This is a genomic window from Bacillus sp. FSL K6-3200, assembly GCF_038630485.1.
GTDB classification, from domain to species: Bacteria; Bacillota; Bacilli; order Bacillales; family Bacillaceae; genus Bacillus; species Bacillus safensis.
The window spans coordinates 391,783-415,142 of sequence record NZ_CP152032.1 but is presented as its reverse complement, the minus strand read 5'-3'; the positions used below and the strand labels follow the sequence as shown (position 1 = coordinate 415,142).

At 42.0% G+C, this 23,360-nt stretch carries 27 protein-coding genes; 16 read left to right on the top strand and 11 right to left on the bottom strand.

The features are described from left to right. Positions 1 to 14: 14 nt before the first annotated feature. From MHI60_RS02210 to MHI60_RS02175, 8 genes are all read right to left on the bottom strand, one after another. Positions 15 to 233, bottom strand: coding sequence for a spore germination protein (locus MHI60_RS02210; RefSeq protein ID WP_003211468.1), 219 nt, complete (start codon positions 231 to 233; stop codon positions 15 to 17). 27 nt (positions 234 to 260) lie between these two features. Continuing rightward, positions 261 to 686, bottom strand: coding sequence for a spore germination protein GerPE (locus tag MHI60_RS02205; protein ID WP_048238425.1), 426 nt, complete (start codon positions 684 to 686; stop codon positions 261 to 263). Beyond that, positions 686 to 862 (bottom strand): germination protein GerPD, encoded by a 177-nt coding sequence (locus MHI60_RS02200; protein ID WP_003210893.1) that lies wholly within the window; start codon positions 860 to 862, stop codon positions 686 to 688. Before MHI60_RS02200 ends, MHI60_RS02205 begins: the two co-directional genes overlap by 1 nt. After that, positions 859 to 1,473, bottom strand: coding sequence for a spore germination protein GerPC (locus tag MHI60_RS02195; RefSeq protein WP_048238426.1), 615 nt, complete (start codon positions 1,471 to 1,473; stop codon positions 859 to 861). Before MHI60_RS02195 ends, MHI60_RS02200 begins: the two co-directional genes overlap by 4 nt. 31 nt (positions 1,474 to 1,504) lie before the next feature. Next, positions 1,505 to 1,738, bottom strand: a complete 234-nt coding sequence (locus MHI60_RS02190; protein ID WP_003210877.1) for a spore germination protein GerPB — start codon at positions 1,736 to 1,738, stop codon at positions 1,505 to 1,507. 14 nt (positions 1,739 to 1,752) lie between these two features. Continuing rightward, complete coding sequence (locus MHI60_RS02185; RefSeq protein WP_003211745.1) at positions 1,753 to 1,974, bottom strand: spore germination protein; 222 nt, start codon at positions 1,972 to 1,974, stop codon at positions 1,753 to 1,755. A 125-nt stretch (positions 1,975 to 2,099) separates the two neighbouring features. Beyond that, complete coding sequence (locus tag MHI60_RS02180; RefSeq protein ID WP_029707539.1) at positions 2,100 to 2,261, bottom strand: aspartyl-phosphate phosphatase Spo0E family protein; 162 nt, start codon at positions 2,259 to 2,261, stop codon at positions 2,100 to 2,102. A gap of 122 nt (positions 2,262 to 2,383) precedes the next feature. Then, complete coding sequence (locus tag MHI60_RS02175; RefSeq protein ID WP_144485565.1) at positions 2,384 to 3,478, bottom strand: CotH kinase family protein; 1,095 nt, start codon at positions 3,476 to 3,478, stop codon at positions 2,384 to 2,386. 206 nt (positions 3,479 to 3,684) lie between these two features. Here MHI60_RS02175 and MHI60_RS02170 point away from each other — a divergent pair, with 206 nt between their 5' ends. The 3 genes from MHI60_RS02170 (at position 3,685) to MHI60_RS02160 (ending at position 5,840) form a co-directional block, all read left to right on the top strand. Further along, positions 3,685 to 4,347, top strand: coding sequence for a spore coat protein CotG (locus MHI60_RS02170; protein ID WP_144485563.1), 663 nt, complete (start codon positions 3,685 to 3,687; stop codon positions 4,345 to 4,347). Between the two features lie 126 nt (positions 4,348 to 4,473). Further along, positions 4,474 to 5,379 carry a fumarylacetoacetate hydrolase family protein gene (locus MHI60_RS02165; RefSeq protein WP_342502666.1) on the top strand — a complete coding sequence of 302 codons (906 nt, stop codon included), beginning with the start codon at positions 4,474 to 4,476 and terminating at the stop codon, positions 5,377 to 5,379. A gap of 92 nt (positions 5,380 to 5,471) precedes the next feature. Then, positions 5,472 to 5,840 carry a YisL family protein gene (locus MHI60_RS02160; protein WP_034282135.1) on the top strand — a complete coding sequence of 123 codons (369 nt, stop codon included), beginning with the start codon at positions 5,472 to 5,474 and terminating at the stop codon, positions 5,838 to 5,840. Between the two features lie 39 nt (positions 5,841 to 5,879). On the opposite strand, the gene MHI60_RS02155 is transcribed toward MHI60_RS02160, so the two are convergent. After that, the gene (locus MHI60_RS02155) at positions 5,880 to 6,407 is read right to left on the bottom strand and encodes a DUF2777 family protein (RefSeq protein WP_144485559.1); all 528 of its coding nucleotides are present in this window, start codon (positions 6,405 to 6,407) and stop codon (positions 5,880 to 5,882) included. Positions 6,408 to 6,562: 155 nt separating this feature from the next. On the opposite strand from MHI60_RS02155, the gene asnB reads away from it, so the two are divergent. The 4 genes from asnB to MHI60_RS02135 all read left to right on the top strand — a co-directional run bounded on the left by asnB (position 6,563) and on the right by MHI60_RS02135 (position 12,373). After that, entirely contained in the window at positions 6,563 to 8,404 is a 1,842-nt protein-coding gene (gene asnB, locus MHI60_RS02150; protein ID WP_095408158.1) for an asparagine synthase (glutamine-hydrolyzing), read from the top strand. A 147-nt stretch (positions 8,405 to 8,551) separates the two neighbouring features. Further along, positions 8,552 to 10,069: a phytoene desaturase family protein gene (gene crtI / locus MHI60_RS02145; protein WP_144485557.1), complete on the top strand. Its 1,518-nt coding sequence runs from the start codon at positions 8,552 to 8,554 to the stop codon at positions 10,067 to 10,069. Then, complete coding sequence (gene crtI, locus MHI60_RS02140) at positions 10,066 to 11,541, top strand: phytoene desaturase family protein (RefSeq protein ID WP_144470108.1); 1,476 nt, start codon at positions 10,066 to 10,068, stop codon at positions 11,539 to 11,541. Before crtI (MHI60_RS02145) ends, crtI (MHI60_RS02140) begins: the two co-directional genes overlap by 4 nt. Further along, positions 11,534 to 12,373: a phytoene/squalene synthase family protein gene (locus tag MHI60_RS02135; protein WP_095408161.1), complete on the top strand. Its 840-nt coding sequence runs from the start codon at positions 11,534 to 11,536 to the stop codon at positions 12,371 to 12,373. Before crtI (MHI60_RS02140) ends, MHI60_RS02135 begins: the two co-directional genes overlap by 8 nt. 25 nt (positions 12,374 to 12,398) lie before the next feature. Here MHI60_RS02135 and MHI60_RS02130 read toward each other — a convergent pair whose 3' ends face one another. After that, a complete protein-coding gene (locus MHI60_RS02130; RefSeq protein ID WP_144485555.1) occupies positions 12,399 to 13,775 on the bottom strand; it encodes an MATE family efflux transporter in 1,377 nt (458 codons plus the stop codon). Positions 13,776 to 13,888: 113 nt separating this feature from the next. Between MHI60_RS02130 and MHI60_RS02125 the strand changes: the two genes are divergently transcribed. The 4 genes from MHI60_RS02125 (at position 13,889) to MHI60_RS02110 (ending at position 15,958) form a co-directional block, all read left to right on the top strand. After that, complete coding sequence (locus MHI60_RS02125; RefSeq protein ID WP_111290146.1) at positions 13,889 to 14,755, top strand: AraC family transcriptional regulator; 867 nt, start codon at positions 13,889 to 13,891, stop codon at positions 14,753 to 14,755. Positions 14,756 to 14,769: 14 nt separating this feature from the next. Beyond that, positions 14,770 to 15,327 carry a GNAT family protein gene (locus MHI60_RS02120; RefSeq protein ID WP_144485553.1) on the top strand — a complete coding sequence of 186 codons (558 nt, stop codon included), beginning with the start codon at positions 14,770 to 14,772 and terminating at the stop codon, positions 15,325 to 15,327. A 63-nt stretch (positions 15,328 to 15,390) separates the two neighbouring features. Then, positions 15,391 to 15,666 carry a hypothetical protein gene (locus MHI60_RS02115; protein ID WP_048238437.1) on the top strand — a complete coding sequence of 92 codons (276 nt, stop codon included), beginning with the start codon at positions 15,391 to 15,393 and terminating at the stop codon, positions 15,664 to 15,666. Between the two features lie 31 nt (positions 15,667 to 15,697). Further along, positions 15,698 to 15,958, top strand: a complete 261-nt coding sequence (locus MHI60_RS02110) for a hypothetical protein (RefSeq protein ID WP_048238438.1) — start codon at positions 15,698 to 15,700, stop codon at positions 15,956 to 15,958. Here the strand turns inward: MHI60_RS02110 and MHI60_RS02105 are convergent. After that, positions 15,953 to 16,489: a serine acetyltransferase gene (locus tag MHI60_RS02105; protein WP_095408165.1), complete on the bottom strand. Its 537-nt coding sequence runs from the start codon at positions 16,487 to 16,489 to the stop codon at positions 15,953 to 15,955. The two genes, MHI60_RS02110 and MHI60_RS02105, sit on opposite strands and share 6 nt — an antisense overlap. Before the next feature lie 385 nt (positions 16,490 to 16,874). On the opposite strand from MHI60_RS02105, the gene MHI60_RS02100 reads away from it, so the two are divergent. Genes MHI60_RS02100 through MHI60_RS02080 form a run of 5 tightly spaced genes read left to right on the top strand, consistent with a single transcriptional unit; the run spans position 16,875 to position 23,357 of the window. Beyond that, complete coding sequence (locus MHI60_RS02100) at positions 16,875 to 18,221, top strand: aspartate aminotransferase family protein (RefSeq protein ID WP_111290140.1); 1,347 nt, start codon at positions 16,875 to 16,877, stop codon at positions 18,219 to 18,221. Continuing rightward, positions 18,208 to 19,704 carry an aspartate aminotransferase family protein gene (locus tag MHI60_RS02095; RefSeq protein ID WP_144485551.1) on the top strand — a complete coding sequence of 499 codons (1,497 nt, stop codon included), beginning with the start codon at positions 18,208 to 18,210 and terminating at the stop codon, positions 19,702 to 19,704. Before MHI60_RS02100 ends, MHI60_RS02095 begins: the two co-directional genes overlap by 14 nt. Then, complete coding sequence (locus MHI60_RS02090; protein ID WP_144485550.1) at positions 19,701 to 21,482, top strand: IucA/IucC family protein; 1,782 nt, start codon at positions 19,701 to 19,703, stop codon at positions 21,480 to 21,482. The genes MHI60_RS02095 and MHI60_RS02090 overlap by 4 nt, the downstream gene beginning before the upstream one ends. Then, entirely contained in the window at positions 21,479 to 22,033 is a 555-nt protein-coding gene (locus tag MHI60_RS02085; protein WP_024426511.1) for a GNAT family N-acetyltransferase, read from the top strand. The genes MHI60_RS02090 and MHI60_RS02085 overlap by 4 nt, the downstream gene beginning before the upstream one ends. Further along, positions 22,008 to 23,357: a lysine N(6)-hydroxylase/L-ornithine N(5)-oxygenase family protein gene (locus tag MHI60_RS02080; protein WP_144485548.1), complete on the top strand. Its 1,350-nt coding sequence runs from the start codon at positions 22,008 to 22,010 to the stop codon at positions 23,355 to 23,357. The genes MHI60_RS02085 and MHI60_RS02080 overlap by 26 nt, the downstream gene beginning before the upstream one ends. The last annotated feature ends 3 nt before the right edge of the window (positions 23,358 to 23,360 follow it).

The following is a 23,360-nucleotide window of genomic DNA, read 5'->3' as shown; positions in this document are numbered from 1 at the left end:
GTAGAGGAGCTGCTTTATGCATTGCCTACCATATTCTGATCATTTAAGTCAGGATCCACATAGTTGGTGGCGCTGATGCCATTATTTAATATCAAGAAATCTCCGGTATTCCCCGCTCCAGAGCCTAAAGCAGATTTTGACGAACTTTTAGGCGACAGGTAGAATGAGTCACCGACGTTTACGACGCCTCCAGAAATAGAGTTAATGTAAATGGGTCCGACAATTGCTGGCATAATCGACATCCTTTATTCGAAGTCATATCACATCATATGCGCAGGTAGGTCCATTTGTGAGTTTTGCGGACTTTCATCATTGCTAAACAGCTCCCTGATGTGCTTCACTCGCGCAACGCCATTCATTCTACAAGTAGACCCGATTTGATAGACAGAGGACGATGATACCCCTTCTACATGGATTGAAGACACCTTAATTACAGGCTTTTCATGGTAGAATGCTGTTCTAACTGATCGTTCTGGCAGCATCAATGGAATGGGTTCATAATACACTTCAAATTCTTTCGCATCTAAATTTCCTGCTTCATAGCCATAAAACAAACTAATGGTTCGTTGAACAGCTAACACCTTGACTGTTGGGCATAGCTCTTGTGTATCACCAATTTGAACTACACTCGAAATCCCGACAGAATTCACCTTTGAGAACTTCACTTTAGATGTGCGCTTGATCATTATCGAGGCGCCAGAGGAACAAACGGGCCGATAATCAGTGATTCTGGCGGTGTATCGAAAATCGAGGATAATTGTACATGGTCTGTGTCCCCGATGATAAACAGGGAAGAGGACGATACCCCGACTACTTTAATGCTTCCAGTCTCGATGTTGCGGTTGACAACTGTGAAATTCATCCGTTTTCCTCTCCTTTCGTTTCACTTGGAATATGGGCTAAAAAGTGCTCAATCGCCCGCTTTACATCATGCTTCACATATTCAGCAATTTGCTCTGAACGCTGCAGCGGGGTCATATCTTCCCGGTGCGGCAGCTGTCCCGCATAGTATTTGATTCTGCTGTCAATTTGCTTGCGAATGTCCTCAATGATATGGTGTTTGTTGCTTTCATCGAGGGACCCTTCATATCGCTGTTCTAGCTCTTCAAGAAGGTCCGGTGCTTCTTCATTTAAGAATGCATCGACAAGCTGTCGTGTTTGATTGAAAAATTGACCAGCCATTTCTTGCTGCATCATTCCAATTCCCGGGGTTGTTGTTTGGCCCACTTCAAAGTTTTGAACACTGTTTGGATCAGATGGATTGAGGCCGATATTCAGCGTTCCTTCCAGCCGTTCGATTTTCAGTTGATCAAATTGATAATCAATCCGTTCAATATTCGTTGTCGGCTTATCTTTGATCATTTGAATTTCCTGCTGAAGTTCGTTAAGCCTTTTTTCAAGCATCATGATTTGTTGCGAGTGTTTTTGAATGATGCCATACACTTGTGAAGCGTTGCTTTGATAATCATACATTTACATACACCTCCGGGGATTGCAGATGAACTTAAGTTGTTGGTGACTGAAGTGGTACAAAAGGTGCTGTGCTTGCGCCTTGAGATTCTTCAATTCCTTGTGTACCTGCTGCAGCAGGCGCTGCTTCTACGTAGCTTCCCGTGTTATACAGGTTGGAAAGGGCTTTGATGGATCCAGCACTCCCAATTTGCAGAACAGAGGAGTTACTCACAGACTCTACACGTAAATAATTAATTTGTATCGCTTGATTAATATAGAAGTTCAACGGATCCTCACTCCTTACAAGTTACCAACAAGCGGTTGATCAATGACATCACTGTCGTACGTATTTGTCACACTTTTGTAGTTGCTAATTCGTAATTGATCACCAGTATTAAAACTGCCTGCGCCAGCAAACGTTTTAACCTGACTATTTGGAGAAATAGTGATGCAGTCTCCAACATGAACGACTCCGCTCGTTCCGACGGCATTTACTTTAAAGGCTCCAACAATAGCCGGCATAGCGGTGCACATCCTTTATAAAATTAGGGCACTTGTTTTGGGCGTTTCACCATAGCTTATGATGGGTCTTTTAATGTGTGATTGTCTTTTTGAAAGCTTTTGATGAGAGGAAATTGATGTATGGCTTACCCTTTTTTTGAGCAATCTTTAGAGGTGGATTTGATGCCTTTATTTAAGAGTGTGTCAAGCTCCTGACTGCACCTGATCGTTTCTTCGGCATTCATCCCGAATTTTTTTGCAGTCTCAATTAAATGTAATCTTTTTTGTTCAATTTCATAATTGATCATAACGGACGCCAACTCTCACATTTTTTATCAAATAGAAGGATATGGTTAGTATACCCTATTTTTCTATAAAAAAAGCTGTTTCGTCAATATGAGTAATAAAGTGACAAAATTCGAAAGTGTTCTTACATGCCAAATATCTCTTTTCTTATCTCAGCCTGTAAATAACGTCGTCTTTTGTTGATATACTGCCGGATTAAGTCTCGTTCAGACTGCAGGATGTCTTTTCGATCTTTCGTATATGGATCATCTCCAATTCTATCCTCAATCGATTCATGCCATTTCTCAATGATTGGGCAGAGCCGGTCTTCTACAAAATGTGTATCGAGTACATGCTGAAAAAGTGTGTAATAGGCTCTTTTAAACGAAGGGATATCTAGTAATCTAGCTGTTAATGTATTAAAACCGTTTACTGGGATATAATCAAACGCCATTTCTTCTCCATGAATGTCACGACCCCATGTTGCATCATAATCCCAAGGAAGTACTTGAAACCTTCCTTGTTCATTCACATAAAGAGCGTAGTTATGAACAAAACCATCAAAGTTTTGGGTGCATACCACACCGACGAGCCAGCGGAAATATTGTGTCACATCTAGGTACTGTTCAATCTTTTCTGCAAAAGTGTCATCTTTCGCTGTGTTGAGAAAGTAAATAAATTCGCTCAGCTGCTGATCATGTTGGGGAGTCCCCGTTTTTTTCTCGTATCCGAGAAGAAGGTGCTTTTTTGGCTTTTTATCAAAAGAACTCAAAAGGGAGAAGTTCGCATCGTCATCAACTGCATAATAAATGCCGCCTCCTGAAAGCTGCCGTTTTTGAAGAAAAAACTCATCGACGGATTCTATTTTCAAGTAAATGCCTTCTTTTCTTCCGTTTATGGTGAGAAACACATGAGAAGCGGCTGGACTTAGCACCCCCATCTGCTCAAAGAAATAAAAGGACAGCCTGTTTCGGATAAACGAAGGGTCATTGTACTCTGCATTTAAATGGAAGATGGACTCGCCTTGTCTTTGTTTTGGCTTTCGGTATTCAATTTGATAGGACTTTTTCTTAAGCTTTCTAATGTGTGATCCGCGATATGAAGCATAAATATGTGATTTGATTTGGCCGGTTTTCAGAATGGCTTCAACAGGTTCATCGTTCCAAATGTCTTTTTTTAATTCAATCAGATCCTTTGGATGAATCCACATATCAAGTTGTTTTAAAGGTTCTGTGTTCATATGTTCATCAGCCTCCTATATGCTCTTCTTTACGATATGAAAGTGAAGGAATGTCCTGTACCGGCTGGTAGGTATTCATGGAGTTTTAAAGGAAAGAGGCATTCGTCACGAACACTTGTCTACCGAGTCTCGTAACATAAAGCAGAGAAGATAAACAGCTTTGTCTGTTTGTTTTGTCGAAGCATAGACTGGGAGGGGAATTGTTCGTGAGTACAATTGATCATTCACACATTGAACATGCAGTAGCTTCACTTCGAAGTGAGGGACGTGATCATCACTTAGATCGTGAACCAGAATCGAGACGTTCGCATAAGTCAGCTCGTTCTCGTCATTCAAGTCGCGGTCATTGGTTCTTTGGTGGTGGACGCCGTAAATCACGCCGCAGTAAAAAAAGTTACAGAAGCTATCGTTCAAAGAAAAGTTATCGCTCTAAGAAAAGCTATCGCTCGAAGAAAAGCATGAAGAGTAAAAAGTCATATAAAAGCAAAAAATCTTACAGAAGCAAAAAGAGCGAACCGAAAAAGTCACACCGCAGCAAATGCAGATCTCATCATAAGAAGAGCTGCCGCAAGTCACACCGCAGCAAGCGCAAATCGCATCATAAGAAGAGCTGCCGCAAGTCACACCGCAGCAAGCGCAGATCTCATCATAAGAAAAGCTGCCGCAAGTCACATCGCAGCAAGCACAGATCCCACCATAAGAAGAGCCGCAAGTCACGCCGCAGCCATCGATCTAAACGTTCTCATCACCATAAACGCAGCCGCTCTTGCCATAGATGTGGAAAGAAAAAGCATCGTTCTCAAAGAACAGGAAATGTTGAGCGTAAATGGGATCAAGGAAACATGTGGGAGTACCGCCGTTTTCGCTAAGCGTTAGATCATCATTTTTGAAACCCTTTTTAAAAGAGAGTATGATAAAAAAGGGTTTTTTTTGTTTCATAGAGAAATAAAATGAGACATCATAACTTAGCGAAATGAAGATTGTGAGGGGAAGACATGAAGTTTTTTACAGGTGAGATACATAGCAGCATGTTTATTGGGGTAGTCATTGATGATGAATGGGTGATGGACGTCAAAAAGGCAGAAGCCAAATTATTTGAGCTTGAGACACTGCCAAATTCATTATCTGAGTGCATCAAAATGGGGGACAAGTTTGTGGAACATGTAGGGCAGCTTCTTGATTGGGCTGAGAAAAAAGAAGAAGACCGCGGTTCTTATGTATATCCGCTTTCGGATGTGAAGCTCCATGCACCGATTCCAAAGCCATCTAAAAACATCATGTGTGTCGGAAAGAATTATCAAGACCATGTCATGGAGATGGGGAGTGCGGAAGATATTCCTAAAGACGTGATGATTTTTACAAAGGCACCTACTTCTGTCATTGGACACGAAGCGGACATTCTTCTTCATGAAGCTGTGACAAGTGAATTGGATTATGAAGGAGAGCTTGCCATCGTGATGGGTAAATCAGGGAAAAACATTACTCCTGAAGAGGTCCAAGATTATATATTCGGTTACACCATTTTAAATGATGTGACGGCAAGAGATTTGCAGAAAAAACATAAACAATTTTTCATTGGTAAAAGCTTAGATACTACCTGCCCGATAGGACCTTATATCGTTCATAAGTCAATGATCGAGGATCATGGTGCGCTCCATGTAGAAACGAAGGTAAACGGAGAGGTTCGTCAGTCTGCCAGTACGGAATTAATGATCTTCACAGTTGAAGATATTGTCTCCACTCTTTCAAAAGGGATGACATTAGAAGCGGGTGACATCATTGCAACAGGTACACCTTCTGGGGTAGGAAAGGGCTTTGAACCGCCTAAGTTTCTAGCTTCTGGAGATCGAATTGACATCACGATTGAACCGATTGGAACGCTGACAAATCACGTCAAATAAAGCGCGTGATGACACAGGATTGTCGCTTTGTGTTCGACTTATTTCGTGGTACGATGAGAAGGTACTTGTTCTGATAAAGGGGGAAATCACAAATGGGAACACATTTACATATCACAGCATGGGTGCTGGGGATTATTTTATTCTTTGTAGCCTTTGCTCTAGCAGGTAAAAACGACAAAGGCGCTAAAATTGTGCACATGATCGTTCGCTTATTTTACTTGATCATTATCGCAACAGGTGTGGAGCTGTATGTTCGCACAGGAATGAAAATTCCAGGTTTCGGTGGCGAGTATATTGGAAAAATGATTCTCGGTATCCTTGTGATCGGTTTCATGGAAATGGTCCTAGTGCGCAAGAAAAAAGGAAAATCGGTGACTGGTGTGTTGATTGGTTTTATCGTATTTGCGATTGTGACCATTCTTCTCGGTTTACGTCTGCCGATCGGTTTCCATATCTTTTAATATAAAAAGGGCATTGCTTAAACAAAAGCAGTGTCCTTTTTATGTGGCATCAAATTGTGAAACCGTCCGGTGTCCGTCTGAAGTGGTCCATTCAAAACGAATGTGGCTGGATGCAGGCTCATAGTGACATTGAAGTGCAAGTGATTGCGTATCTGCCGAAAACTGAAAGAAAGAGACGCGCTGCAATGAATGAAAGGAAGAGAAGACACAATCATAGACGGAAAAACCAAGATGCTCTACCTGTTCAAGGATGTGATAAAAGACGTTTTCCGGTACGAACATGAGAAGATCAAGCCATCCTTTGGCAAGGGACGCCGTATATTGAATGTTTTCTCCCCCGTGTACTTCTATTAGCTGCCCGTTTTCATGGAGAATCATGGAACCAAGCAATTCTCCTTTTGTCCAACGGTCATTTTCTTTCAAATAGATCATCATGCTTTGAAGACTTTCAGGCAGCATGATCTCTCCTTCTTCATCTTCAATCAGACAATGTCCGTTTTCAATGAGCAAATACCCGTTACACCATCTTCGGCTGCAGCATTCAAGCTGCTTCATTCGATTCTCCATTTGCAAAAGCTCCTTTCTTCTTTCTTTTCTTACCAAATCAAGCTTGTCCTATACGCCCGAGGAAAAAGGACAAATCAACTATCAAGGAGACGATGCATAAACTAAGAAAGGCTGAATGAGAACACTTGAGGAAAAACGGATGGGAGCTGATGATGATGTGTGGAATTACAGGCTGGGCAGACTTTAAAAAGCAGCTCATCCAACAGGATCATGTAATCAATCAAATGACAGATACATTATCTAAAAGAGGGCCAGATGATACAAATACGTGGAAAAGTGAGCACGTTCTTTTCGGGCATAAAAGATTAGCGGTTGTAGATGTAGAAGGCGGAAAGCAGCCGATGACATATACACATCAAAACCATGCTTATACGATTGTATACAACGGAGAGCTCTATAACACAGAGGATATAAGAAAAGAATTGTTAAAAAAGGGGCACCGCTTTCTTGGGCATTCTGATACAGAAGTTCTTCTTCATGCCTATACAGAATGGAAGGAAGAGTGTGTCTCCCATTTTAATGGCATTTTTGCATTTGTGATCTGGGATAGTGAGCGTGAATTGTTATTTGCAGGGAGAGACCGGCTCGGCGTCAAGCCGTTTTTCTATACAGAACGTCATCATTCCTTCTTATTTGGTTCGGAGATCAAAGCAATTCTTGCACACCCTGATATCAAAGCAAAAGTCGATCATGAAGGGCTGTCGGAGATTTTTGGCTTAGGACCGTCAAGAACACCAGGTCAAGGAGTGTTTAAAGGGATAAAAGAGCTGAGACCTGCACATGCCTTGACCTTTTCAAAAGACGGACTGCGCGTGTGGAGATATTGGAATGTCAAAAGCAAAGAGCATACCGACTCACTTGATGACACCGCACAGCACATTAAGCATCTCTTTACAGATGCCGTGACAAGACAGCTTGTCTCTGATGTGCCTGTATGTACATTTTTATCTGGTGGCGTCGATTCTAGTGCTATTACTGCCATAGCTGCTAAGCACTTTGAGAAAATAGGGAAAGCACCGCTTCATACGTATTCCATTGACTACGAAGAAAATGATCAATTCTTTGAAGCGAGTCACTTCCAGCCGAATGCTGATGGCCCATGGATTGATCAAATGACCAAAGCGTTTCAAACGAATCATCACAGCTGTATCATCGGACAAAAAGAGCTGGCTGCTTATTTGAAGGAAGCGGTTGAGGTTCGAGATTTACCTGGTATGGCAGATATCGATTCTTCTTTACTTATTTTCTGCCGAGAAATTAAAAAGGATTTCGTTGTTGGTTTGTCAGGTGAGTGTGCTGATGAGATTTTTGGCGGCTATCCTTGGTTTCACATGGCAAATGAAACAAATAGTTTCCCTTGGATGAGATCGACTGAAGCGAGAACGCAGCTTCTGCAAGATTCGTGGCAAAAAAAGCTGTCACTTAAGGAATACGCGCAAAGCAAATATGAAGAAACGTTGGCAGAAACGCCTCTTTTAGATGGAGAAACTGGCGTCGATAAAGCCCGGAGAGAACTTTTTTACTTAAATATGATCTGGTTTATGACAACGCTGCTTGACCGAAAAGATCGCATGAGTATGGGCGCTAGTCTTGAGGTACGTGTGCCATTTGCAGATCATCGTCTTGTCGAATATGTGTGGAATATTCCTTGGGAAATGAAAATGCATGGAAATCGTGAAAAAGGGGTTTTACGTAAAGCATTAGAGGGAATTTTACCGAATGAGGTGCTTTATCGAAAGAAGAGTCCTTATCCGAAAACACATCATCCAGCCTATACTCAGGCTGTGAAAGAGATGCTAACAGACTGTCTCGCGCAAAAAGACTCTGTACTTCACGAATTTTTAGATCCACATCAATTAAAGCAGCTGATTGAAACGGAAGGAGCTTCCTTTCATGTGCCATGGTATGGCCAGCTCATGAAGGGCCCGCAGTTGATTGCCCATCTAGCACAGATTCATCATTGGTTTGAAACGTATCGAATTGATATAGAAGCGTAATAAAAGGTCGGCTTTCTTGCACTTGTTGAAAGGAAGCCGGCTTTTTTGATACATAACATGAGACTTTTTGAGCACATCAAAAGTTGATCTAACCTTTTCAATTTGTATAATTAACTTAAAGTGAATTAATTTGGAGGAAAAAGGATAATGAAAATCATTGTGATCGGAGCGGGACCAGGGGGACTTGCGGCAGCTATGATGCTTCAAAGCAAAGGACATGATGTTCATGTATACGAAAAGCAGCCCTTTGTCGGCGGACGTAACGCTAAGTTTCGACTTGGTGATTTCACGTTTGATACAGGTCCTACCTTTCTCAGCATGATTCATATTGCAGAGGAACTGTTCACCTTTGCTGGTAAAAATCTTTATGACTATATCGATGTGATTGAATTAAAAGAGATGTATAGATTAATTTTTCAAGACAATCAGCTGGATATGATTCGAGATCGCGATGAAATGTACAAACGATTAGAAGCCTTTGCACCTGGTGAGGGCGAAGGGTATCTAAGATTTATGAATGATACAAAGCGCAAAATGGATCGTCTGACACCAATTTTACAAAGTAAAATGGATCGCTTTCATCATTACTTGCGCCCGAAGGTGATCAAAGCACTTCCGCAGCTTTCGTTAAATAAAAGTTTGTTTGATGTGCTGTCAGACTATTTCTCGAATGAATCAGTGAAATATGCCTTTACATTTCAATCAAAGTACTTAGGAATGTCACCGTGGGAATGCCCTGGTGCGTTCTCAATCCTTTCGTTTATGGAACATGACACAGGTGTATTCCATCCGAAGGGCGGTGTCAATCAGCTGTCAGAAGCGATGGCAAAGGCTGCGGTTGAAGCTGGAGCAAAGGTTCATCTGTCAGCGGGCGTCGAAAAGCTGCTCACGGAGGGCAGGGAAGTGAAAGGCATTCGTTTAGAATCTGGGGAAGAAATACAGGCAGATGAGGTAGTCGTCAATGGAGACTTTGCACATGTGATGACAAAGCTTGTCGAGCCAGGACTCTTAAAGAAATACAGCGAGAAAAAATTAAAAAAGAAAAAATTCTCATGCTCTACCTTTATGCTTTATTTAGGATTGGATACCATGTACGATGAGCCGCATCACACCATCGTTTTTTCCGATGATTATGCTCGATTCGTCAAAGGCATTACGAAAACATATGAGCTGCCAGATGATCCGTCTATTTATATTCAAAATGCAAGTGTAACCGATGACTCACTTGCTCCAAAAGGAAAATCAGCTCTTTATGTGCTCGCTCCAGTTGCCAATAACCAAAGCGGTATTGACTGGGAAGCGCATCAAGATGAATTTAGAGAGCTTGTGCTGGATACATTGGAGCGGAAAACCGGCTTTCAGAATGTGAGACAGCATATAGAAGTAGAGCGGATGATCACACCGAAACAATGGGAGGAAGACCTTTATGTATATGAAGGAGCTACATTTAACCTTGGCCACCAGCTGACGCAGATGATGGTCCTAAGGCCGCACAATGAATTTGATGAATTAAAGCACTGCTGGCTCGTTGGAGGAGGAACGCATCCAGGAAGCGGACTGCCAACCATTTTAGAATCAGCACGTATCACGACAAATGCCATTCTTTCAAAAGAGAAACATTCACAAAAAACAATGCCACATCAAAAAAAGGGGAGCGCCTCATGAAAAAACATATATTGATTGCAGGTGGCGGTATTGGCGGAATGATCTCAGCGCTTTATTTAAAAAAAGCGGGACATGATGTTACCCTTGTCGAAAAAAATGAACGGCTTGGCGGGAGACTTGCTTTTGTACGTGAGAAAGGATATAAAGTAGATGAAGGTCCGACCATTGTCCTACTGCCGGAAATGTTAAAAGGCATTTTACATGAGGTAGGAATTGACGATTCATCTCTTGATTTGTTGCAGCTTGATCCGCTGTACACCATTCAATATCAAGATGGAACCTCTTATACGAAATACTCTGATGCACTTCGTCAGCTAGATGAAATTAGACGTGTATTTCCAAAGGAAGATCAAGGGTTCCTGAGGTTTATGGAAGAAATGACGGACCGGTTTCAAGAAGGGCAGCAAGCCTTTCTAGAAAAATCATTTCACGAAAAACGTACATTTTTTACAAAAGCAAATATGAAGATATTAATGAAATTAAAGGCGTATCGAACGGTACAAAGCGCTCTGAAAAAATATTTCTCAGACGAACGCCTGCGAGATGCATACGCACTTCAAACCCTCTATGTTGGGGGAAACCCGTATGAAGCATCGGCTATTTATTCGCTTGTGTCATATAGTGAGCATGCACATGGAATCTACTATTTAAAAGGCGGCTATGCGAGTTTAGTAGATATATTGGAAGGGCAGCTCATCAAAATGGGTGTGCATGTAAGAAAAAATGAAGAAGTCACGCAATTGGTGTTTGAGGGGAAACGGGCAGTCAGAGCAAAAGTAAAGGATGAACATGTAACCGCTGATGCATTTGTGATCAATGGAGATTATCCAGCTGCGTTGAAACAGCTTGGTTTAGACGAACAAGATCCCCGGAAATACGTGCCGTCCTCTGGCTGTGTGATGGTGTATCTCGGGTTAAACAAGATGTATCATGAAGCACCTGTTCATCAATTTTTTATGGGAGAACACTTTGATCAGCATATGAAAGAAGTCTTTCAAACGAAAACGATTCCTCAAGACCCGTCGTTTTATACATTTAATCCATCGATCATTGATCCATCTCTTGCCCCGGATGGCTGCAGTGTTCTCTATATGCTGATTCCCGTTCCTTCAGGAGATCATATCAACTGGGAAAAGGAGACAGATTTTGCCGAGAAAATGGTGGATGTCCTTGAGAAAAGAGGCTTTCCGAAATTGCGAGAGTCGATTGTCTGGAAAAAGGTCAGAACACCAAATGATTCCTTGCGAGAAGGATTGTTTGAAGGCGGCAGCTTTGGACTTGCGCCTAATTTGTTTCAATCAGGTGTCTTCCGCCCGCAAGTGAAGGTCAGAGAGACAGACAATCTTTATGCGGCAGGTGCCTCCATTCATCCGGGCGGCGGGGTGCCAATCGTGATGCAAAGTGCAAAGCTCATGGCTTCTGTACTACTAAAAGATTTGAATGATAGAAAGGAAGTGAAGCTAAGTGGTTGATGTACAAACAGCATTGAAAGAGTGTGAGGAAACCATTCAAACCCATTCAAAAACGTTTTACCGTGCTTTTTCCATGCTGCCTAAAAAGAAGAGACAGGCCGTCTGGGCCGTATATTCCTTTTGCCGGAGAGCAGATGACATTGTAGATGAGTCGCCTTCGCCAAAAGAGGACCTTGCATCCTTTCGGGAGACGTTTGATCGATTTTTACAAGGTGAGATAGACCGGAATGATCCAATATGGGTGGCGCTAGAGCATACATTTCAAGAATTTCGGATGGATGAGGCTCCGTTCCGTGACCTGCTCCAAGGACAAGAGATGGATTTAGAGCAGCAGCGGTACGAAACGTTAGATGAACTGCTCATCTATTCCTATCATGTTGCTAGCACCGTTGGGCTCATGCTGCTTCCCATTATTGCACCGCGTAAAAAAGAGCAGCTAAAAGAAGCGGCCATTTCGTTAGGAATCGCTATGCAGCTAACCAACATCCTTCGGGATATCGGCGAGGATCAGGCTGAAAGAGACCGCATTTATTTGCCAAAGCAGGTGATGGATCAATTCGGGTACACAGAGCAAGAATTGCAGGAAGGGATTGTAAATCAAGCTTTTCAGCACGTCTGGGAGTACATTGCCTTTGAGGCAGAGGCGTACTACGAGGAGTTCTTTGACCATCTTCATGAATTCCCGCTGTATTCACGTATACCGGTGAAAGCAGCAGCCTACTTTTATAAAGCCATTTTAGATAAAACAAGAGAAAACGAATACCGCGTCTTTACAGAGCGAGCATTTATTTCAAAACAGGAAAAAGCACTTATTTTAGAAGATATTACGTAAAAAAGGACTGCGGGTGCAGTCCTTTTTATGTGGAAGAAAAGCGATACTCCGTCCATACTCTGGAACGCCAGCGCTTATACATGAAGATGCCTCTTATCCATTCATCCACGATAAAAGAAATCCAAACCCCGATGAGCCCCATTTCAAACTGAATGCCTAACAAATAAGCGATCGGAAGCCCAATTCCCCACATTGATATCATCGCCATATACACTGGAAACTTCGCGTCACCAGCAGCCCGCAATGAATTAATTATGACCATATTAAAAGAGCGTCCCGGCTCTAAAATGATCGTCAATAGGAGAAGTGTGGCGGCGATTTGAATGATCTCACGATTGCTAGTGAAAAAAGTAAGCAAATGCGTCGATGATAAAGATAAGGCAGTGGAAGACAGAAGAGAGATCCCAATGGCCCAGTATAGGCTTTTCATACATCTTCTGTAGGCAGCATCGAATTCTTTCGCCCCAATATGGCGCCCGATTAAAATCTGTGTCCCTTGGCTAATCGCTGCACCAAACAACATAATGAACATCATCAAATTTTGAGTGTAGACCTTTGCTGCTAAAGCCTGCGTCCCCATAAATGTAATAAACAATGTAATGATCATTTGAGAGCCGTTATATGAAAGCTGCTCCCCAGCAGAAGGGATTCCAATTTTCAGCAGCTTTTTTAAATGCGTCCGCTGAATGTGAAACATACTCTTCAGCGAAAAGCGCAATCCAATTCGTCGGCGGACAATGATGATCATCGCCATCAATCCGATCAACCGAGCGAGCGAGGTTGAAAAGGCAACACCCATGACACCTAATACCGGAAAGCCAAACGGACCAAAAATGACCAAATAATTGCCGGCAACGTTTAGCAAATTCATTCCGATGGTGACATACATCGTGTCTCTTGTATATCCATAGCTTTTTAAAATAGCACTATACGTCATAATGAGTGCTTGAATAAAAGAAAGCAGGCCGACAATTTGTAAAAAGACCGCCGCATCCGGCATGAGTTCACTTGATAAACCCATCATGTGCAGAATTGGAACAGCTAACACAAACATAAGGAGACTAATAATAAAGCTGATCAAGAAGTTGGTTCCTAGAGAGACATAGGCAACTTGAGTCGATTCCTGCTTGCGGTCAGCTCCTAAAAGCTGGGCAATCACAATGGTCGTTCCTGTTGTAATGAAGCTGAACATAACAATTAATAAATTCAGGAGCTGGTTGCTTACACCTACTGCGGCCACACTGTTATCAGAGTATTGGCTAAGCATGAGTGTATCAGCGCTCCCCATGAGCATATATAAAGAGATTTCGATAAATATAGGCCAAGTTAATGCAAATAATGAAGGGTGTGTTTTTTCACCTTTGGCTTGAACCTTTTCATATGACAGGGTTTGAGGTTTCATCTTATAGCCTCCTTTCGTATAAATCCGATTTATAGTGTACCTTGCATCGACTATAATAAGAAGAGATGAAACCGAAACTTATTGGAGAAATCCGACTTCATAAGGGGATGAATATGGATCGATTTATTACATTTACTGTACCGCCGTTTCCTATTTATATTGCTTCAGGTAAAGGGGTATTTCATCAAGGAGAGAGACATATCTCAAGAACTTTCACTGTATTTGATCTTCTCTATGTCACAAAAGGTGAACTGTGGATGACAGAGGACGCGGATGCTTATCACATAAAAGAAGGTGAATATATGATTCTCTCACCGGGCCTGTCTCATGGTGGACATTTGCCATGTGAAGAGGAAACACACTATGAGTGGCTGCATTTCTCAATCGATCGATTTGAGCTGACGAACCGGCCGAGAGAACACTGGATTGATATGAAACAAAACCAAGCCACCTTTGAAAAGCCTGCAACATATGAATTTAGCCTGCCCCGTTTAGGAAAAGTGAAAGGACGAAGTGTGTTAGAAAAACACCTTTCAGCGATGAGAGCACTAAATCATGATGCTTCTGAACTTCCGCTGAAAAAACAGCTCCTATTTGAGGAACTGCTCATTCACCTGCAAAAGGAAGCATTCCATATTCCAAGTGCAAAGGAGACCGTTGCATCAGAAGTAGTTCACTATCTTGAGCATCACTTTATGGAGAAATTACACATGGAGCAGCTTTCAGAAAAGCTGCACTATCATCCTGATTACATGACAAGATGCATGCAGACGGTATATGGATTGACGCCGAACCAGTACAGCCATCGTCTCAAGATCGAAAAAGCCAAAAGCATGCTGGTCTCAACGAATGAAAAAATCGCAGCCATTGCAGAGCATGTAGGCATTGATGACCCTACTTATTTTTCTAAGCTGTTTCGGCAGAACGAAGGCATGACGCCGATCGAGTACCGTCATCTAGCAAAAAGAACGACAAAGTAAAGGAAAGTGAACAGATGAAAAGGGAAAAGGAAGAGCTTGTGAACATACGTCCATTAAACGAAACGGACTTAGAGGAGGTATGGCATTTAAAATTTAAAGCACCAGATCAGTCCTATCGAAAATGGAATGCCCCTTATTTTTATGAACACGAAATCCCGCTTGCTGCATTTAAGAAACGATACTTACAGGATGAATCCATTCCCCAAAAGCTATATGGCATTGAAATAGACGGTGATATCAAAGGCACCGTCTCATATTATTGGGAGAATGAACGTACACGTTGGCTTGAATGCGGCATTATCATTTATGACTCACGCTTTTGGAGCGGGGGCATTGGGACAAAGGCGTTAAATCTATGGATTGATCTATTATTTACGCATATTGATATCCCTCGAATTGGTCTAACTACTTGGTCAGGGAATGAACGGATGATGCGGTGCGCAGAGAAATGCGGATTTGTCCTTGAGGGGAGACTGAGAAAGGTCCGTTATTATCAAGGAGAGTATTATGACTCTATGCGCTACGGAATGCTGAGAGACGAATGGCGAAGCCTTCCGCGCAATATCCTCTGAATCATTATTTTTTCAGGACAAAAGTATCATATAATGGAATAAACTGAAGAAGAAGGGTGGCAGATGAATGTGGGCTGGATAACTGGATGGTTTGTTTCTATTTTAGTCGCAATCTATCTATTTATAGATGCACCAAAACATGGGAAAAATAAATGGTTATGGTCTATTTTAGGTCTTTTATTCGGGCTCTTTGCATTTGGGATCTACCTCATCAAAACAGGAAGAAAAGGATTGGGCTGGACAGTTCTGATCGTGTCCATCATCATCTATTCTATTGTTATACTAGTCTTTGTCTTTTACTTCCTGTTGCTGATCTTCGGATACTCAAACGCATCATAGAGAGCGCGTATACATAAGGGGGAGTTTAATCTTGAGAATAACGGGTCTATTCGTTTCACTTGCTGTGGCCATCTATTTATGGTTTGATGCGCCAAAGCACAACAAAGACAAATGGCTGTGGGCTATTTTAGGCGTGCTATTTAGTACCATCGTACTCGGTATTTATTTGATCAAGACAGAGAGGAAGGGGCTGGGCTGGACGATCTTGATTTTAACCATCTTGTTTTATCTCATGCTGCTCATCTCTGTTTTGATCGGTGTTATTCTTTTTTATCAGGTAAGTCCTTCATGAAGAAGGGCTTTTTTCTTTTACCTTTTGAGCCGGCACACCTGCGATGACGATCTGCTCTTCATGAAAGGAACGATTCACTACGGCATTTGCTCCAATTGAAATATGATTCGCAATATAAATGTCCCCAAAAAGCTTAGCGCCGGGGCCAATCCATACGTGATCACCAATAATTGGTACATCCTTTTCGGAATGGTTTTGGCCAATGTTCACCCCTTGATGAATATCACAAAATGCCCCGATTTTTGCGTGCCTGTTCACAATTAAGAGCCCGGTATGATTGATTCTAAGGCCGGGGCCAAAGACGCCAATCGGAATATCAAAGCCAAGCTGCATGCCTTTCTTTTTATGTAAATAACGATAAAACCATTTGCGGAGTAGAGCGCTGCTATTAGAATAGTATTCATATTTTCGTAAATACCTTTGATATTTCCATATATCATCCCCAAACCACTTTGGCCTTCTGCGTGTGATCGCTAATGCTTTCTTATCTTGCGTTAAGTAGTGGTGAAGATCGTGCTTTGTTAAAATCATCAAATTCCCCTCCATCCCCTTATGTTTCAGAGAAATTATACCACCAGAACCATTTATATCAAGAAAAAATGGTGTGATTTCTTCAATTTTCTACCTTCATTTCATCCGAATTTCTGCATAAAATGAGTGTTTAGAGTCGAATAGAACAAAAGAACCAGGAAAAATGATTTGTAATTTTTTTCAATATTCATCCGCCTCATACGTTCCATCTCCTTATGGCAGTAGATGTTTGTAAAAATTACTCGAAAATACTCATTAAAAAGAGAATATTGCATTCATATGCTTTTAGAATCATCTTTTTGAATACAATTGACTTTCATATCTAAAATCCTCTAGGCTAGTAAATGAAAATGATAATCTTTATCAATTGGAGGAGTGTTTTATTATGTCCATCAAAACCGTTTCTAAAAATCAGCAATTTTTAGAGCAGCAAAGTCAAAGAGAATCTAATGCAAGGTCTTACCCGAGACGGTTCCCATTAGCCATGCAAAAAGCCGAGGGTATGATCGTGACAGATGCGGATGGCAGAGAGTTTTATGACTGTCTGGCAGGCGCAGGAACACTTGCACTTGGTCACAATCATCCGGTTGTTATAGAAGCTATTGAACGTATGCTTCATGAAAAAAGACCATTGCATACGTTGGACATAACCTCAGAAATTAAAGAAGAATTTGTGAATGAAATTTTTTCTCACCTGCCAGAAGAGTTTGCAAAGAGAGCCAAAATTCAATTTTGTGGACCAACTGGCGGTGATGCCATAGAAGCAGCGATTAAATTAGTCAAGACAGCGACAGGAAATCGTTCCATTCTTTCTTTCCACGGTGCTTATCACGGTGCGACACATGGCACGATGTCATTAAGCGGGAATTTGTCTCCAAAGGAAAGAGTGCAAGGGTTAATTCCAGATGTGCATTTCATGCCTTATCCATATGAATATCGCTGCCCATTTGGAATTGGTGGGAAAGATTCACACCGCATTTCCAGCTCTTATATTGAGCGTGTATTAAATGATCCTGAAAGTGGTATTCTTCCGCCAGCAGGTATGATCTTCGAAGCAGTGCAAGGTGAGGGAGGCTCAATTCCAGCATCTATTGAATGGATGAAAGAAATGAGAAGAATCACAAATGAAAAAGGCATTCCACTCATTATCGATGAGGTTCAATCAGGCATTGGCCGAACAGGTAAGATGTTTGCCTTTGAACATGCGGGAATTGTGCCAGACGTCATTGTATTATCTAAAGCCATTGGTGGAAGCCTGCCGCTTTCAGTTGTGATTTATGATAAAGATTTGGATCAATGGAATCCAGGTGCACACATTGGCACATTTAGAGGGAATCAAATGGCGATGGCCGCAGGAACCGCAACGCTTAAATTTATAAAAGAAAACAATCTGCTTGATCATGTAGACCAGTTAGGGGATCGCATGCAGGCTTATCTAAAAGACATTCAAGAAAATGTACCTGCTATTGGTGATGTTCGAGGAAGAGGATTAATGATTGGTGCTGAAATAGTTAATCCAAATGAGAAGCAGGATGTGGATGGAAGTTATCCAGCAAATCCTGAGCTAGCCAGTCTCATTCAAAAGAATTGCTTCGATAAAGGCTTAATTGTAGAGACAGGAGGCCGTTTCGGAAGCGTCATTCGATTCTTACCGCCATTGATTATGACTGAAGAGCAGCTTGAACAAGTCATCGCTATTTTTAAAGAGGCCGTTTACGATGCAATCAACTAAGGCTTCTGTTGATTCATTATTTATCAATCATAGCCAGCTTGGAAGAAAGTCCTTCCAAGCGGCTCTTCATACATCTATCGACAGCCTGCTGGATCAGTGGCAAAAAGACCAAGGCCCATACAGCGGAATATTGCCTGGGAAATTAGCGGCTAGTGTCGAATCATTATTTCAGTTTCAACCGTCTGGCGAATCAATGGAATCAGTTTTTCAAGATATAAAGCAGCACCTTTTGCCGCATCTCGTTGATGTATCGCATCCTAAATGTTTGGCACATTTGCATTGCCCGCCGCTTATACCTGCACTTGCCGCAGAGGTGATAGTAAGTTCATTTAACCAATCTATGGATTCCTTCGATCAAAGCGGTATTGCATCTTTGGTGGAGGAGGAAATTCTAAAGTGGCTATGTGCGAAGTTTTCTTATGGAAATCTAGCAGATGGGACATTTACGAGCGGTGGAACCCAATCTAACTACATGGGGCTGCTTCTTGCAAGAGATGCATTTTGTGAAAACACATGGCAATGGAATGTTCAGCAGAAAGGCTTGCCGAGTGAGGCGCACCGCATGAGAATTCTTTGTTCTAAGAATGCACACTTCACTGTGAAGAAATCTGCATCCCAGCTAGGCTTAGGGGAGCAGGCAGTCGTTCTAGTAGAAACGGATGAGCATCACCGTATGGACCTCAATGATTTGAAGAAGAAACTTGTCAGGTTAAAGGAACAGGATCTCCTGCCTTTTGCGGTAGTGGCAACTTGCGGGACAACTGATTTTGGCAGTATTGACCCGGTTCGAGATGTGTATGACATCGTCAAGCCATACGGTTTATGGATTCATGCAGATGCTGCCTACGGCGGAGCGCTTGTATTAAGCGAAACCTACGGGTGTAAATTAGACGGTATTGAGCTTGCTGATTCAATCACGATCGACTTCCACAAACTATTTTATCAACCGATCTCCTGCGGGGCATTTTTGCTGAAGGATAAAAGACATTTTGGTTTGATCAATTATCATGCAGATTATCTCAACCCAAAGGAAGATGAACTGGATGGAATTCTACATCTCGTCAATAAATCTGTCCAAACGACGCGACGTTTTGACGCACTGAAATTGCTTCTTTCTCTTCGTCTGATTGGGGAGGAAGGGTTTGGTGACATCATTGACCATACCATTGATTTTGCGAAGGATGTGGCCGCGCTTATAGAGAGAAAAGATCACCTTGAAGTGATCAATCCTGAGCCAGAAATCAATGCAGTTGTGTTTCGATTTAAGAATGATCAACGAACGGATGACATCAATAAAATCATTCATCGAACGCTGTTCAAATCAGGAACGGCTGTCATTGCGAAAACAGTGGTGGATGGTCAAACATGCTTAAAATTCACTTTGTTAAATCCGAGAACGACAATCACACATATTGAGGAAATCCTTTCTGACATCGTTGATATCGGGATCGCTCATATTCAATCCGGGAGGGTACTACGTTGAGTCAATATAAACAAATGGCTGAAAATGCAACTATGCAAAGCTTTTTAAACTGTTTTTTACGTGAAACAGGAATCGATCGATCTGCAAAAAAAGAGACAAAAGCAGATGGTTCGCTTGTATTCGTGGCAAAACTAGCAAAGCAAGACCTTGAGCTTGTGATTCCGATCCGATATTTTTCATCTGTAGGCCGCCATCTCTTTGATTTTCCGATTCGCTTTCGTCCGCATGGAAGCGAGCAAGAGGGAACGATCGTCGATTACACGACACTTGTTGCTTTATGTTCAAAGGAGCTTCTCATTGCATATGGCCGCACAGATGCAGAGGATGAATTCATGCTTCGCATCATTTTAAGCTGCCGAAATATTGAACGATTCTTAAAGGAGAGAGAAAGTGATCAAGCTGCTTTATCTCAAGCTGATTTTGAGTACATCGAGGCTGAGCAGTCACTTCTCCTTGGACATTTAACACATCCTACACCAAAAAGCAGACAAGGGATGACAGAAGAAGAGGAAGCTGTCTATTCTCCTGAGCTGAAAGGAGCTTTTCAGCTTCATTACTTTAAAGCGCATCATTCGATTGTGCTTCAGGATTCGTCTATTTCACAATCTGCGGCAAGCCTCATGTTAGAAGAACTTTCGCGTCAGGTACCAGAAGAAACAGAGAGACTGAATATGCTAACAGAAAACGGAGAATATGTGCTCATTCCAATTCATCCGCTGCAAGTCAAAGTGGTCATGGAGAAGGCATTTGTGAAGCGATATATAGAGGAAGGGAAACTGACTTATTTAGGACCGCTGGGATCTGAATACACAGCGACCTCATCCTTTAGAACGGTCTATCAAAAGGATTCTGCTTATATGCTCAAATTCTCTGTTCCTGTGAAAATTACAAACTCTTTACGTATCAACAAACAAAAGGAACTGGATCGCGGAGTTGAGATGTCCCGCATCTTAAAAACAGAATTAGGCGTTTCTTTATATGAAAAATTCTCTGGATTCCGTGTCATTGAAGATCCAGCATATCTCTCTATTCGAGGAGATGAAGCGGAATCTGGCTTTGAAGTGGTCATTCGTCAAAATCCATTCTTGCATCGTGAAAAAGGCGCAAGCTTAATTGCGGGGCTATGTCAGGATCATGCGTACGGAGGAAAATCGAGATTAGCAGGAATTATTCATAAACTTGCAGACATAGAAGGCCGGTCAACGGAAGCGGTCAGCCAAGATTGGTTTAAACAATATTTAACCATTTCGTTAAAGCCGATGCTCTGGCTGTTTGAAACGTATGGTCTTGCACTCGAGGCCCATCAGCAAAATGCTGTTGTGCAAATGAAGGATGGTTATCCAGAGACCTTCTATTACCGTGACAACCAAGGCTACTATTATAGTGAATCGAAAAAGGATAAGCTCGCAAATCTAGTTCAAAACTTGAGCGTGAGAAGTGAAACCATTTGTGCGGATGATGTAGCCGTTGAGAGACTTCGTTATTATTTCTTCTTTAATCATTTATTTGGTCTTATTAATGGTTTTGGCACGGAAGGATTAGCAAAAGAAGAAGACTTGCTGGCTCTCGTGAGAGATACATTGCTCGCTCATGAGGAGACGTACGGAGCATCTGATCTGACTAACAGCCTTCTCCGTTCAAAAGAACTTCCTTCAAAAGCGAATTTGCTGACACGATTTGAAGATATGGATGAGCTGACCGGATCTCTGGAAACACAATCTCGTTACACGGCTGTCTTGAATCCGCTCTTTTTACATAAGGAGGCGCTGATTGGATGAGGCATCGCATTAGGTTTATTCGTGCTGAATATGAAAGAGATGTCCAGCTTGTCCATAAGTGGATGCAAGAAGAGTACGTTCATCCATTTTGGCATTTGAATATTCCGTTTCCTGCTTTTGAAAAGCATTTTTATCAGGCCATACATGATCCGCATCAAACCCTTTATTTAGGCACGATTGATGGGACACCAATGAGTTATTTTGAGGCTTATAACGTCAAAGGGGATATCATTGAATCCTACTATGAACCTTCTCCGCATGATCAAGGCATCCACCTGTTAATAGGGGAGCCGGATTATGTGGGAAAAGGATTTGCTGCGCCGCTCCTTCAGGCAATGACAGCATTTCAATTTGAGCAGAACAAACGAACAGAAAAAATCGTCGCTGAGCCGGATATTCGCAATGAAAAAATGATTCATGTATTTGAAAAATGCGGCTTCGAACGTGTAAAACCAGTCACTTTACCCGATAAAACAGGTCTTTTGATGTTTTGTGATCGAGAACGATTCGAAAGGAAGTATAACCATGACGCGGTTCAACAGGCAAAATAATGTAGTGGATGTAATTGGGATCGGCATTGGCCCGTTTAACCTGGGGCTTGCCGCATTATCTGAAGAGGTAAATGAAATCAATGCTTTGTTTTTTGAAAGAAGTGAAGCCTTTCACTGGCACCCAGGGATGCTCATTGAAGGGACAACACTGCAAGTCCCATTTTTAGCGGACCTTGTCAGCATGGCAGATGTGAAAAGCAAATATAGCTTTCTCAACTATTTGCAGGAACAAAACCGTTTGTATTCATTTTACTTTCTAGAAGACTTCCATATCCCGCGCAAGGAATACAGTCATTATTGCCGCTGGGTCGCTGACCAGTTAGACTCTTGCCGATTTGGCATGAACGTCGAATCTGTCTCACTGATCGAAAAGGCAGGGGAAAAGCGGTATGAAGTGCATGTCCGTCATGTAAAGGATCAAACTGTAGAGGTGTTTGAAAGCAAACATCTCGTCTTAGGAATTGGCACGCAGCCGGCGATACCCGCATCGCTCCAGCCAGCTTTAGGAGAGAAGGTTTTTCACTCAGCTGACTATTTAAAACGAAAGAAAGAGGGCTGCTTCAAAGGGAAATCTGTGACAGTTATCGGATCTGGTCAAAGTGCGGCAGAAGTGTTTTATGACATTTTATTAGATGATGAAGCGAAGGATATTCACTGGTTCACACGGTCAAAAGGATTTTTCCCAATGGAATATTCAAACCTTGGACTTGAGTATTTCTCCCCTGACTATATTGATTTCTTTTATGAGCTTCCGCAAACAAAAAAAGATGCGTTATTAAAACAGCAAGATTTGCTGTATAAAGGCATCAGTTCGGCGATGATTCGTGATATTTATCATTTGCTTTATGAACGTTCGGCCTGCGGAAAGCAGCTGAACACAGTGCTCCAAGCCATGACGGAGGTCAACTTAATTGAGGAAACAACAGGCGGATTATCACTTTCCTGCACACAATGGGTCAAGGAAGAATCCTTTACACATGAGACAGATATTGTCGTATTGGCGACTGGCTACCAATCCGTTCTGCCGCCATTTATCAACCCTATTTCTCATCACATTCAATGGGATGATCAAGGACGTTTCCAAGTTGAACGTGAATATCGTTTGAAAACAAATACGATGGGTGAAAATGATATTTTTGTACAAAATGCAGAGCTTCATACACATGGGGTCGGCGCTCCAGATTTGGGACTGGGGGCTTATCGAAACAGTGTGATCATCAATGAACTTGCTCGTCAAACCGTGTATCCACTTTATCAAAAGCACGTCTTCCAGACATTTGGTACACACAAGAACGCACACACATTTGAAGAAATCAAAAGTTAAGGA